Origin of the sequence: Mesorhizobium sp. IMUNJ 23232, from assembly GCF_044326205.1 — a bacterium.
Classification (GTDB): Bacteria; Pseudomonadota; Alphaproteobacteria; order Rhizobiales; family Rhizobiaceae; genus Kumtagia.
The window spans coordinates 31021-43853 of record NZ_JBIRCY010000012.1; the positions used below are offsets into that span (position 1 = coordinate 31021).

General features: G+C 63.7%; 13 protein-coding genes. 2 read left to right on the forward strand and 11 right to left on the reverse strand.

Annotation, left to right across the window (positions count from 1 at the left end; all coding sequences use genetic code 11):
- Positions 1 to 19: 19 nt before the first annotated feature.
- The 5 genes from ACH196_RS11295 to ACH196_RS11315 form a co-directional block, all read right to left on the reverse strand.
- On the reverse strand, positions 20 to 964 hold the full coding sequence (locus ACH196_RS11295; protein WP_396646993.1) for a DUF6282 family protein: 945 nt from the start codon (positions 962 to 964) through the stop codon (positions 20 to 22).
- A gap of 25 nt (positions 965 to 989) precedes the next feature.
- Positions 990 to 1778 carry an HpcH/HpaI aldolase/citrate lyase family protein gene (locus ACH196_RS11300; protein ID WP_396646994.1) on the reverse strand — a complete coding sequence of 263 codons (789 nt, stop codon included), beginning with the start codon at positions 1776 to 1778 and terminating at the stop codon, positions 990 to 992.
- A gap of 29 nt (positions 1779 to 1807) precedes the next feature.
- Positions 1808 to 3088 (reverse strand): TRAP transporter large permease, encoded by a 1281-nt coding sequence (locus tag ACH196_RS11305; RefSeq protein WP_396646995.1) that lies wholly within the window; start codon positions 3086 to 3088, stop codon positions 1808 to 1810.
- Complete coding sequence (locus tag ACH196_RS11310) at positions 3085 to 3648, reverse strand: TRAP transporter small permease (protein WP_396646996.1); 564 nt, start codon at positions 3646 to 3648, stop codon at positions 3085 to 3087. The genes ACH196_RS11305 and ACH196_RS11310 overlap by 4 nt, the downstream gene beginning before the upstream one ends.
- A 136-nt stretch (positions 3649 to 3784) precedes the next feature.
- Positions 3785 to 4783 (reverse strand): TRAP transporter substrate-binding protein, encoded by a 999-nt coding sequence (locus ACH196_RS11315; protein ID WP_396646997.1) that lies wholly within the window; start codon positions 4781 to 4783, stop codon positions 3785 to 3787.
- Positions 4784 to 4976: 193 nt separating this feature from the next.
- Between ACH196_RS11315 and ACH196_RS11320 the strand changes: the two genes are divergently transcribed.
- Both ACH196_RS11320 and ACH196_RS11325 read left to right on the forward strand, forming a co-directional pair.
- Positions 4977 to 5891 carry a hypothetical protein gene (locus ACH196_RS11320; protein WP_396646998.1) on the forward strand — a complete coding sequence of 305 codons (915 nt, stop codon included), beginning with the start codon at positions 4977 to 4979 and terminating at the stop codon, positions 5889 to 5891.
- A gap of 111 nt (positions 5892 to 6002) precedes the next feature.
- A complete protein-coding gene (locus ACH196_RS11325; protein WP_396646999.1) occupies positions 6003 to 6782 on the forward strand; it encodes an IclR family transcriptional regulator in 780 nt (259 codons plus the stop codon).
- A gap of 148 nt (positions 6783 to 6930) precedes the next feature.
- On the opposite strand, the gene ACH196_RS11330 is transcribed toward ACH196_RS11325, so the two are convergent.
- The 6 genes from ACH196_RS11330 to ACH196_RS11355 all read right to left on the reverse strand — a co-directional run bounded on the left by ACH196_RS11330 (position 6931) and on the right by ACH196_RS11355 (position 12817).
- Positions 6931 to 7932 carry an ABC transporter ATP-binding protein gene (locus ACH196_RS11330; RefSeq protein ID WP_396647000.1) on the reverse strand — a complete coding sequence of 334 codons (1002 nt, stop codon included), beginning with the start codon at positions 7930 to 7932 and terminating at the stop codon, positions 6931 to 6933.
- A 31-nt stretch (positions 7933 to 7963) separates the two neighbouring features.
- Positions 7964 to 9025, reverse strand: a complete 1062-nt coding sequence (locus ACH196_RS11335) for a Gfo/Idh/MocA family protein (RefSeq protein WP_396647001.1) — start codon at positions 9023 to 9025, stop codon at positions 7964 to 7966.
- A gap of 5 nt (positions 9026 to 9030) precedes the next feature.
- The gene (locus ACH196_RS11340) at positions 9031 to 9582 is read right to left on the reverse strand and encodes a hypothetical protein (RefSeq protein ID WP_396647002.1); all 552 of its coding nucleotides are present in this window, start codon (positions 9580 to 9582) and stop codon (positions 9031 to 9033) included.
- Positions 9579 to 10418 (reverse strand): carbohydrate ABC transporter permease, encoded by an 840-nt coding sequence (locus tag ACH196_RS11345; protein ID WP_396647003.1) that lies wholly within the window; start codon positions 10416 to 10418, stop codon positions 9579 to 9581. Before ACH196_RS11345 ends, ACH196_RS11340 begins: the two co-directional genes overlap by 4 nt.
- 9 nt (positions 10419 to 10427) lie before the next feature.
- Complete coding sequence (locus ACH196_RS11350; protein ID WP_396647004.1) at positions 10428 to 11363, reverse strand: carbohydrate ABC transporter permease; 936 nt, start codon at positions 11361 to 11363, stop codon at positions 10428 to 10430.
- A 194-nt stretch (positions 11364 to 11557) separates the two neighbouring features.
- Complete coding sequence (locus ACH196_RS11355; RefSeq protein WP_396647005.1) at positions 11558 to 12817, reverse strand: ABC transporter substrate-binding protein; 1260 nt, start codon at positions 12815 to 12817, stop codon at positions 11558 to 11560.
- Positions 12818 to 12833: the final 16 nt, after the last annotated feature.

The window sequence follows — 12833 nt, forward strand, 5'->3', positions numbered from 1 at the left end:
CCTTCCCGGATATGCCTTGTCACGCCGCGAGGTTTAGCAGGCCGGCCGCGTTGGTCGAGATGATCTTCCTGATGTCGGCCTTGGGAACCTGATGGTCCAAGAGGTCGGAGACGATCATGCGGTATCCGTCGACCGGCTTCGGCGCCTGGGTCAGGCCGAGATCGGAGCCGAGGACGGTGCGGTCGACGCCCGCCACCTCCATCATGTGGATCAGGTCCTCGGTCTCGTGCTGCTTGGCACGGCCGGGAATGAACATGCAGATCGAATGCTCGATATGGGCGCCGAGCGCCACCAGCCCGCGAATGTCCTCGTCCGAGCAGCCGATGATGTAGCTCGGATGGTTCACCAGCATCTTCTTGACGCCGCGTTTGCCGGCCTCTTCGAACAGCAGGAACAGTTCCGAAACATGCAGGTGGCCGCCGGCCAGGATGATGTCGCCCTCGGCGATCAGGTCGCAGATCTGTTTTGTCTCGTCGGTCAGCCTGCCATTGGCGTCTAGCACGGTGAGCGGGATCGGTGCCAGCATGGGCTTCGCCGTCTTGGGAAAGGATTTTGCAGCATAGGCCTGGATGTGGTTCTGCGCCGCGAAGGTCGGGAACCAGACGATCTTGCCGCCAAGCTTGATCGAGTGATCCACCGCGTGGGGGTTGATGCCGCCCGAGGCGTTGTTCAACGCCACGCCGGAATAAAGCTCGATCGGCGCATCGGGATAGATGTCCTTCAGCACCGCGCAATGCGGCATGCCGACATAATAATGGTCCTTGTAGAGCAGCGCCTTGAAACCCGCGTCGAGCGCCATTTGGAAGGCCTCGTGATGGCCGAGGATGCGCGGCATGGCGGCCGGGCCGGAATGGCAGTGCAGGTCGACCGCACCGACGAGCAGGTCGGCCACCTCGGCGGCGCGCGCAGGCTCCACCGGCGGCATCGGCACGATGAGTGGATAATTGGTGGTGGTGTCGGCCATCGGTATTCTCCTTGCATGAACCCGTTCAGGCGCTCTTGGCGCCCACGGCTGAAATGTCGGCATAGGCTTTCGTTGCTGCCTGGCGCATGAAGCCTTGGTCCGACGCGACGATGAAGGTCGTCGCCCCCATCTGGTGGAAGCGGCGTGCGTCATCCGCATTGGCGACCATCATCGCCACCGGCTTCTTCACCTTCCTGGCGGCCGCGATGATCTTTTCGCAGACCGCCATGATCTCCGGCGCGTCCATCGCCGGCGCGCCGAGCGCCACGGTCAGGTCGCCGCGGCCGATGAAGACGCCGTCGAGCCCGTCCGTCGCCACGATGGCGTCGATGTCGTCGAGCGCTTCCGGATCCTCGATCATGGCGATGAAGGTGACCGAGCTGTCCTGCGCATCGACATGCGGCCAGACCCCGACCGCGCCGAAATCGCCGGCACGGGTAGTGTTGGAAAAGCCGCGCCGCCCACCGCGAAAGCGGCAGGCCTCGGCGATGCTTTTGGCCTTCGCCGCCGAACTCACATGCGGCACCAGCACGCCGGTGGCGCCGTCGTCCAGCACCGCCAGGATTTTTGCAGCCGTCGGCTCGGCGACGCGCACGATGCCGGCCGTGCCGGAAGCGCGTGCGGCCAGCAGCGCGCCGTCGATGGCGACGCGGTCCCAGGGGGCGTGCTCCTCGTCGATGACGACGAACTCGAAGCCGACCCTGCCGAGGATCTCGACCGGATGCGTCTTGGGGGTCTTGATGAAGGTGCCGACGAGCGTCTCGCCCGCGATGAAACGTTTGCGGAAGCCCGTCGGGGCGGTTGTGGCAGCCATCGTGTCGTTTCGTCCTTTCCGGTGATTTTTCAGGGCGCCGGGACCATGAAATTGGGGAGCCAGAGCGTCACCGCCGGCACCAGCGCGATGAGGGCGAGCAGCGCGATGCAGATGAAGAACATCGGCACGACCTCCTTGCTGACGGCGCCCAGTGACTGTCCTGAAATCGCACAGACCACGAACAGGCACACACCGACCGGCGGCGTGACCATGCCGATGACGACGTTGAGGGTGACCATCACGCCGAACTGGACGAGGTCCATGTCGATCACGTCGGCCACCTTGAGCAGGATCGGCATGGTGACGATCATCACCGAGATCGGCTCCAGGAACTTGCCGAGCACCAGCAGCATGATGTTGATCATCAGGAGAATGACCAGCTTGTTGTCGCTGACGCCAAGCAGCAGTTCGGCGAATTTGGTCGGCACCTGCTCGATGGTGAGCGCGAAGGCGACGATGCTCGCCATGGCCAAGATGAACAGCAGGCCCGATGTGGCGACGGCGGTCGAGATCAGCGCCTGCCAGATCTTGTCCCACGACAGTTCGCGGTGCAGCAGGCCGACCAAAAGCGCGTAGGCGACCGCGACGGCCGCGGATTCGGTGACGGTGAAGATGCCGGTCTTGACGCCGCCGACGATGATCACCGGCAGCATCAGCGCCGGGATGGCCGCGATCAGCGACGTGCCGCGTTCGCTCCACGGCACTTTCGGCATGCGCGGATAGTCGTTGCGCGCGGCCTTCCACCAGGCATAGGCGAGCAGCGAGACTCCGAGGATCAGGCCCGGGATGACGCCGGCGATGAACATCTGGCCGATCGAGGCGCCGGACAGCACGCCGAACACGATCATCGTAATGCTCGGCGGAATGAGCGGGTCGATGACCGCACTCATCGCCACAAGTGCCGCGCCATAGGCCGCCGGAATGCCTTGCCGCGCCATGGCCGGGATCATGAAGCTGCCGATGGCGGAGGCCTGGGCGATGGCACTGCCGGAGATACCGGCGAACAGCGTGCTGGCCAGAACCGTGACCAGCGACAGGCCGCCGCGGAAATGCCCGACTAGCGCATTGGCGAAGCCGATCATGCGTCCGGAGAGCCCGCCCATATTCATCAAATTGCCGGCAAGCAGGAACAGCGGAATGGTCAGCAGCACGAACTGGTCAACGCCCTGCAGCATGCGCTGCGGCAGGGCCATGACCAGCGCGCCGTTGCCGGTCAGCCAGAGGTAGGTGAGCCCGCCCGCGCCGAGGGCTAGCGAGATCGGGATGCCGAGGATGAGGAAGACGGCGAAAATGCCGAGGAAGCCGATCACGTCGCCGCCTCCACGGTTGGCGGAGCCTGGATCGGCAGGCCGTTGGCAACGCGCCAGGCGTCGTAGGCGAGGCGCCCGAGAAAGTGGGCAAGCAGGATGGCGCAGCCGAGCGGTACGGCGACATAGATCCAGAAAACGGGGACGTGCAGCTCGCTCCCGGTCAGCGACATCCAGATGAAGTCGATGGCGGGAATCATCTGCGCCGAAAAGCGCAAGGCATGGCCGAGCCCGGCCGAGATGATCAGGTAGAGAAAGATGGCTATGGGAATCGCGGTGACGAAGCGGATCGCCATGTAGGTCTTCGGCGAGACGCGGGCACTGAACAGGTCGAGCACGACGAGTTCGCCGCGGTGATAGGCATAACCGACGAACAGAAACGTCTGCCAGATCAGGATGTAGCGGCAGAGTTCCTCGGCCCAGATCAGCGACGAATTGAAGATGTAGCGGGCGATCACCTGCACTACCATGACGGCGACAATGACGGCCATCGACCCACCGGCAAGCACCTGGATGGTCCGTTCATAGACGCTGAAAAGCCTTGCGATACCTGTTGATGCCATCCCTATCTCCCCTCGTCGGACGATCGCGGGTGCGAAGGGCGCGTGGACCAGGGGCCACGCTGCCTCACGGCCGCTTTCGCCGGGGTTTAGCGCCGGTCCGGTCGCGTGCGGGCGGCCGGACGCGGTTGATCCGCGCTCAGGTCAGGCTGCGCGCGGCGGTCACGAACTCCGCGATGAGCGGGTCCTTGGCGCTCCAGGTCTCGACGATCGGCGCGACCTTCTGTTGCATCTCGGCAAGATTCTCGAGCTCGTAGAAGGTGACGCCCTTGGCCTTGAGCTCGTCGCGGCCGGAGAAATCCTGGTTCCTGGTGTATTCCAGCGTCGGCGCCACCGACTGCTTTCCGGCCTCGCGCACGGCTGCCTGAAGTTCCGCCGGCAAGCCGTCGAACACCGCCTTGTTCATGGCGATGACGTTGTGCCAGGGGTAGTGGCCGGTCAGGGTGAAGTTCTTGCCGACCTCCCAGAGGTTTTCGGCCAGCATCGAGGAGACGTTGATCTCGACCGCGTCGATCACCTTGGTCTCCAGCGCTCCATAGACCTCGCCATAGGGCAGGCCGACGGGCGCGGTACCCACGCCTTCCCAGATCGCCTTGTGCAGCGGCACCGGCAGGATGCGCGTCTTCAGCCCGGCGAAGTCGGGCACCGTCTTCACCACCTTCGCCGCTGACAGGAAATGGCGCTGGCCGATGTCGGTGGTCTGCAGGCCGACCAGGCCCGCTGGGGCAAGATCGTCCAGCACCTTCTGGCCGATTTCGCCCGTCGCCAGCTTGGCGAAATGGTCGTAGTCGCGGATGAGGAAAGGCAACTGGTAGGCGTCGAGCGCCTGCCGCCCGGTCACCAGCGGGAACAGCACGCCCGAGCAGCCACACAGTTCGTTCGTCCCCGCCATCGCGGATTCGAGATTCTGCTTGTCCTCGCCGAGCTGGCGGTTCGGAAAGATGGTGATGTCGATCGCGCCGGGAGCGAGCGTTTCCAGCGCCTTCTTGAACTCGACGGCGGCGATGTGGCCGGGGTGGATCTCGTTGGCGGCATGGGCGAGCCGCATCGGGATCGGGGCGGCACGCGCAATGTTGGGCATGGCAAGGGTCGCGGCCATCGCGCCTGTCGACACGATGAGTTGGCGGCGGGTCAGCATGAACGTTTCCTCCGTTTCGTTATGCAGAACGCTGTTGCGAGGAATAGTCCATTGATCGATTGCTTCTGTCAAGCGGGTGAGCAACATTTTGCGGAATGCCGTTCCATGAGCCGGGCTTGACAAAGTTCCTGTAAGCAGATTTCTAATTCTGTAGTATCTGTTCTGCATAAAAGAACGACGTTGGGAGAGAACAATGTACGATCCAAGCGACCCCCGCTCGCGCATGGCCGCCGCGACAGCTTCGCCGGCGGGCGCCGCGCCGATAGCCTTCGCGGGAGCCGACTACGGCCTGTTCTATGACGCCAAGCCGCAGATCGTCGCCGACGGCGCCCGGACCTGGCTGACGCGCGGCCAGAATTTTCTCGTCGGCCACAGCGAGGTCGATGCGGGTGGTTCGCTGTCGCGGTCGAATCAGCCGGACGAATACGTGCTGCTGCTGCCCGATCGTGATACGCCGGCCATCCTGGAGGCCAACGGCGAACAGCTGGAGGTCGACGGCTATTCGCTGGTGATTTTTCCGCCCGGCGACAGCCGCATCACGCTGCCGAAAGGTGGCCGCGCCACCCGCATCTTCTCCACCCGGTCGGACGACCTCAACGAACTCTGCTCGAATGCAGAATCCTACGCCGAGCCGCATCCGAATGTGACGCTGCTCGAACCGTGGCCGGAACCGGTGGGCGGTTTTCGCATCCGCGTCTACAGCCTCGACGTGCCGGCGACGCCCGGACGGTTCGGCCGCATCTTCCGCTGCACCACGATGATGGTGAACTATCTCGACCCACAGCACGGCCCGCGCGACATCACAAAACTGTCGCCGCATCATCATGACGATTTCGAGCAGGGCTCGCTGGCGCTGGACGGCGCCTTCACCCACCATCTGCGCTGGCCGTGGACGACGAACCTGAACGCCTGGCGCGAGGACGAGCACGCCCTGGTGCGGTCGCCGTCGCTGACGGTCATCCCGCCGCCGGCCATCCACACCTCGCGCGGCATGGAGGCGGGCCTCAACCAGCTTGTCGACATCTTCTCCCCGCCGCGCGTCGATTTCTCCACACAGGGCTGGGTGCTCAATGCCGACGAGTATCCGGTGCCGGCTTCAGCCGGCTAAGATCATGGCTCCCCGCGCGGCACGTTTGCGCGATCCGCGAAAGGCGATATGCCTTCAGGGCCGGCCAAAATACCGGCGCGGGGGAAAACACCTTCCGACAATGGGCAGGCGATGAGCGAAACAGCAAAAGGCGGTTCGATCCAGGCTGTCGAGTTCGCGCTCGAAATCCTGGAATATGTCGCGCGTTGCCAGACATCCGTGGGTGTGTCGGAAATGGCGCGGGCCTTCGGCACGACCAAGAGCCGCATCCATCGCCATCTCCAGACGCTGGTCGCCGCCGGCTACCTGATCCGCAATGGCGACACCGAGCGCTACTCTATCAGCGCGCGGCTGATGGCGCTCGGCCATGCGGTGAGCGAAAGTTTTGAGGTCGCGACCGCGGCGCGCGACATCGCGCGCGAACTGCGTGACCTCACCGGCCATGCGGTGGCCATCAGCCAGCCCGAGCGGGAAGGCAACCGCATCCTGCTGATCGTGCCCAGCCGTTCCAACATCGAGATCCACGTCAAGCCGGGCTCCATCCTGCATTTCCATTCGAGCGCGCAAGGAAAAATTTCGCTGGCTTTCGGCGACCGGCTGCTGCTGCCGCGCATACTCTCCGAAAAGCTGGAGATGCGCACGCCCTACACGATCACCGATCCGGAGCGCCTGCGCACCGAAGTCGAGGCGGTACGCCGTCAGCGCTGGGCGACGGCGGCCAACGAGGCGATGGTCGGTCTGAACTCGCTGGCAGCCCCGATCTTCGATGCGCTGGGCGGTTATGTCGGATCGATCGCGCTGACCGATTCGGTCCAGTTCATCGCTGAAACCCCAACGACGGACCAAGTCCGCAACCTTCTGGCCGCCGCCGACAAGGTGTCCGCCAATCTGGGTTTTCGCCCGGGGAGGTAATCGCCGCGGGGTGGCTGGTTTGCGAAGACCGGCTGCCTGGTGCCATCTGTGGCATTCGAGCGCTGACTGGTAGCCAAAACTTTGGTTGAGACGGTCGCCGCTGTCCGAATTGGTCGCAGGACACTCCCGCTACGGCGATGAAAATCCGTCAGCGCATGGTCTGACCGCTGCCGTCGAAGCGATATGTCTTGGCCGGATCGGGCGTGGCATAAAGCGTCGCTCCGGGCTCGGCGTTGTACACGCCAAAAATACGCGCCGTGATCAGCCCCGCCTTTTCGCAGTCGAGATAAAGATTAGTGTCGGCGCCGAGATGTTCGGCATGCACGACCGTGCCTTTCCAGGCGCCTGACGACGTATTGACCGACAGGTGTTCAGGCCGCACCCCGACGGTCTTGGCCTGACTATCGCCCAGCCGCGCGGCGTCCAAAAAGTTCATCTTCGGCGAACCGATGAAGCCGGCAACGAATTCGTTGGCCGGATTGTTGTAGAGGTCCATCGGCGCGCCGACTTGCTCGATCTTGCCGGCGTTCAGCACGACGATCTTGTCGGCCAGCGTCATCGCCTCGACCTGGTCGTGGGTGACATAGATCATCGTCGCCTTCAGCCGCCGGTGAAGCTGCGCGATCTCCAGCCGCGTGTTGACGCGCAACGCGGCATCGAGGTTGGACAACGGCTCATCGAAGAGAAAAAGTTTTGGCTCGCGCACCACCGCGCGGCCGATGGCGACGCGCTGCCGCTGGCCGCCGGACAGTTCCGCAGGCCGGCGCTGCAGATAGGGTTCCAGCGACAGCATCGCCGAGGCGATGCCGATGCGCTTGTCGATCTCCGCCGCGGGCGTTCCGGCCTGCTTGAGGCCGAGCCCCATATTGTCGCGCACGGTCAGGTGCGGATAGAGCGCGTAGGTCTGGAACACCATGGCGATGCCGCGCTTGGCCGGCGGCGTGGCGACGACGTTGACGCCGTCGATCAGCACCTTTCCGGAGGTGGCGTCCTCCAGCCCGGCAATCACGCGCAGCAGGGTCGACTTGCCGCAGCCGGACGGGCCGACGAACACGACGAATTCGCCGTCGTTCACCTTGAGATCGATGCCCTTCAGTACGTCGACCTTACCGAAGGATTTTTGCACGTTCTCGATGGTCAAAGAGCCCATGCTGATCTCCTGTCTTCGGCGCTCGGGAATATCAAAGCCGCACCGCCTTTCCGGTCCGTACGCTCTCATCCGCGGCCAGGCAGACCGCGAGCGACCTCACTGCGTCGTCCATGTGTTGCGTCAGATCGAGGTCCTGGCGGATGGCCTTCAGAAGGAAGGCCTGTTCGAAATCGCAAAGCTCCTGATGACCGGGTTCGCCCTGCATCGACAGCAACTCGTCCGGCCTGGCGAACTTGCCGTCCGGCCCGCGGTCGGCGCTATGAAGGCGGATGGTCGAGGTCTTTGTGTGGGTGTCGATGTCGTCGGAGCGGACGCCTTCGGCCATGACGATCGACACGCAGCCGCGCGGCGACATCACGTCCTTCACGAAGAAGGCAGTCTCCGAGATCATCGGACCCCAGCCGGCTTCATACCAGCCGACCGAGCCGTCCTCGAACAAGACCTGAAGGTGGCCGTAATTGTACATCCCAGCATCGACCTCGTCGCTCAGCCGCACGCCCATGCCGCGCACTTCAACCGGCCTTGCCTCGGTGATCTGGCACATCACGTCGAGATAGTGCACGCCGCAGTCGACGATCGGCGAAGTCGTCTTCATCAGTTGCTTGTGGGTTTCCCAGGTCGCGCCGGAAGACTGCTGGTTGAGGTTCATGCGGAAGACGTAGGGTCCGCCAAGCTTGCGCACCTCGGCGATCAGCCGCATCCAGGAAGGGTGATGACGCAATATGTAGCCGATCACCAGCTTGCGGCCATTGGCCTTGGCGGCGTCCACCACGCGGCGCGCGTCGGCCACCGTCGTCGCCAGCGGTTTTTCGACGAACACGTGGCAACCGGCCTCCAGCGCCAGCACAGCATAGTCGGCGTGGCTGTCGGAGTAGGTGTTGATGGAGGCAATGTCGGGCTTCTGATCGCGAAGCGCGTCCTCGAAGGATCGTCCGATCGGGCGGCCAGCCAGCGGGCCGGGAAGCCCGACGTCCGATCGGTTGATCAGCGCCGCGATCTCGAAGCCGGGATTGGTGGCATATGCCAGCGCGTGGCTGCGGCCCATGTTGCCCAGCCCGGCGACGACGACGCGGAGGGGTGTAGCTTCGGTCATGTCGGTCAATTCGTGCAAGTCGATGCGAAGCGGAGGAGTTTTTCCGCGGCCTTCGGGCTGTCGGAGAGCATGACGGAGTATCCGGCGATATCCAGCTTCACCGCGGAGGCCGAAGCCTTGTCGATGGCGTCGAAGAAGGCCTGCTGCTGGTAGGTATGCAGATCCAGCACCCAGTCGCCGTCCATCTCGTTCTGGCTCACGGTGAAGGCGGTCACCTGCAGGTCGACAGGCTTGCCTTTCGGCGTGATACGCATCATCGCCTCGCCGAAGGGTTTCTCAAGCAACGCCTTCGCCAGCGACCGCACATTGGGCCCGGACGCTTCATCGCCCATGAGTGTTACGCGCAAGCCGCCAAAGGCGTTGTCGGCGCGGCAATCGAGCGCATAGGCGACGCATTCGGCCGCTTCTTCCTCACTGCACGGCGAGTAGGTCAGCGTTTTTGCGTCATCCGAAAGGATGCTGTTGAAGCCTTTGTCCGCGGCGTGTGCACCGCTGGCGCCGCCAATTGCGAGAGTAAGCAGAACCAATCCGGCCGATGCCTTGCGAAAAACCGTCATTTCACCGCTCCGGAGGTGATGCCGCGGATCAGTTGCCGCGAGAAGATGAGGTAGAGGATCAGCACCGGCAGGATGGCGAGCGACAGTGCGGCCAGCACAGCGTTCCAGTTGGTGACGAACTGGCCGATGAAAATCTGCGCGCCGAGCGTCACCGTCTTGGTGCCCTCGGACGGGGCGAGGATCAGCGGGAACCACAGATCGTTCCAGATCGGGATCATGGTGAACACCGCCACCGTGGCCATCGCCGGGCGCACCAGCGGCAGCACGAGGCGAAAGAAGATGCGGTATTCCGAAAGCCCGTCGATGCGGCCAGCATTCTTCAGGTCGTCGGACACGGTCTTCATGAATTCCGACAGGATGAAGATGCAAAGCGGCAGGCCCTGCGCGGTGTAGACAAGAATCAGCGCTGTCAGCGTGTTGACTAGCCCGCTCGCCACCATCAATTGCAGGATGGCCACCGTGCCCAGCCGGATCGGAATCATGATGCCGAGCGCGAGATAGAGGCCGGTCAACGTGTTGCCGCGGAACCGGTATTCCGACAGAGCGAAGGCCGCCATGGCGCCGAACAGGATGACGAAGAACAGCGAGCCGACGGTGACGACCAGGCTGTTCTGGAAATACTGGATGAAGTCGCCCTGCGCCATGACGGTCGTGTAGCCGACCGGATCGAAGGTTTCCGGCGTCGGGAACGACAGCGGTGAGCGGAAGATCGCGGCGCGCGACTTGAACGAGTTGATGACGATCAGCACCACCGGGAACAGCGCGATGACCGTGTAAGCGATCAGCACCGCATGAGCGCCGATCGAACGGGCGGGGGAGGATGTTGCGCGGCTCATCGTCTCCCCTCAGAACTGGTAGCGGCGGAGCCGCGTCTGGATGGCGAACAGATAGACGCAGACGCCGGCCAAGATGATGAAGAACATCATGGTGGCGATGGCCGCGCCCATGTTCGGGTCGCCAAGCTGGAGCTGGAAGCCGAAGAAGGCGCGGTAGAGGAAGGTACCCAGAATGTCGGTCGAGAAATTGGGGCCGGCCAGCGCGCCCTGCGCCGTGTAGATCAGGTCGAAGGCGTTGAAATTGCCGACGAAGGTGAGGATCGAGATGATGCCGATCGACGGCAGGATCAGCGGCAGCTTGATCTTCCAGAACTGCGAAAGGCCGGTGATGCCGTCGCACTCGGCGGCCTCGATCACCTCGTCGGGGATCGACAGCAGCGCGGCATAGATCAGCATCATCGGGATGCCGACGAACTGCCAGACCGAGATCAGGCTGAGCGTGGTCAGCGCGTATTCCTCCTTTCCCAGCCACGGCGTGAACAGGCTTTTCAGGCCGATCAGGTCGAGCAGGTTCGGCGCCACGCCCCACAGCGGCGACAGGATCAGTTTCCAGACGAAACCGACGATGACGAAGGACAGGATCGTCGGGATGAAGATCGCCGTGCGGTAAAAGGCGCGGAAGCGCAGTTTCGGGCTGGAGAGCAGCGCCGCGAGCAGCACGCCGATCGGATTCTGTACCAGCATGTGGATGATGAAGAACCAGCAATTGTTCCACAGCGCATTCCAGAAATTCACCGACCAGCGCGGGTCGCCGAACAGCGTGCGGAAATTGTCGAGGCCGACATAGACGAGTTGCTGGTCGATGCGGCGGAACAGCGAGAGCTGCAAGGTGCCGGCCAGCGGCACGATCATGAAGGCCGTGTAGACGAGGAAAGCCGGCGCCAGGAACACCAGGATGTGCCAGCGGAAGGGTTTGCGGGGAATTTCGGTATCGGCTGCGGTCATCTTCGGCCCGTATTGGTCAACGAGCCTGACGCGGCGGTGTTGGCGCTGCCCCTCACCCTTACCCTCTCCCCGTGAAGGACGAAGAGAGGAAGGCGTCAGCGTTGCGGCCAGTCCCCTTCTCCCCGTTGTTCACGGGGAGAAGGTGCCGGCAGGCGGATGAGGGGCGGCGCGCAGCGCGACCCCGTAACAGGCGATCACTTCGCCGGCTTGTACCAGGCGTCGAGGCCCTTCTGCAGCTTCTCGCCCGCCGCTTCCGGCGTATCGGTGCCGTTGATGACGTTGGCGGACTCGACCCAGGTCTCGTTCTCGAGGTTTGGCGTGCCGCGCGACAGGATCTGGTAGGTCGAGCGGATCGTCGGCTTGCACTTCTCACGCCAGGACACGAATTCCTGCGCCAGCGGGTCGGCCATCTTCACCGGCGTCGACGACAGGCTGAAGAAGCCCGGCAGCGCGTTGGCGTAGATATCGGCGAATTCCGGCGAGGCCACCCAGGTCAGGAAGGTCTTGGCCGCATCGGCGTTCGGGCTCTTGGGGTTCATGCCGATGGCGATATCGGTATGATCCGAGATGTAGCAGGTGTCGCCGGCGTTGCGGACGGGCGGCGGGAAAGCTCCCATCTTGAACTGCGCCTGGGTGTTGAAGCCGGAAATCTCCCACGAACCGGCCGGATAGATGGCGGCGCGGCCGAGCGTGAACAGGTTCTGGCTGTCCGGATAGGTCTGCGCCTCAAAGCCGTCGCCGAGATAGGGCTTCCACTTGGCGAGCGTCGCATAGGGCTCGACCCAGTCCTTGTCGGTCAGCTTCTGCGTACCCTTGATGAGGGCCAAGCGACCTTCCTCACCCTTCCAGTAGTTCGGGCCGATGTTCTGGTAGCCCATGGTGGCGGCCTCCCAGAGATCCTTGGTGCCCATGGCGAGCGGGATATAGGTGCCGTCGGCCTTGATCTTGTCGAGGGCGGCGAAGAATTCCGCCTCGGTCGCTGGCACGGCGATGCCGAGCTTGTCGAAGGCGTCCTTGTTGTAGATGAAGCCGTGGATGACCGAGGCCATCGGCACGCAGAAGGTCGCCTTGCCGTCGTCGGTCTGCCAGGCGGACTTGGCGACGTCGGAGAAGTTTTCCATGCCGGGCAGCGCGGTCAGGTCGGCCAGATGGCCCTTGTTGTAGAGGTCGAGCGACGCGTCGAAGGGGCGGCAGGTGATCAGGTCGCCCGCCGAGCCGGCGTCGAGCTTGGCGTTGAGGGCGGCGTTGTATTCGGTCGGTGCGGAGGGCGCGAACACCACCTTGATGCCAGGGTTGGCCTTCTCGAAGGCAGGGATCAGCTTCTCCTGCCAGATGGCAAGGTCGTCGTTGCGCCAGCTCTCGATGGTGAGCGTCTTGTCCTGCGCAAGTGCCACCCCGGCCGAGCCGAGGACGGTGGAGCCGAGCAGCAATGCCGTCAAAAGTCTCGTTTTCATGTGTAGTCTCCCTGTT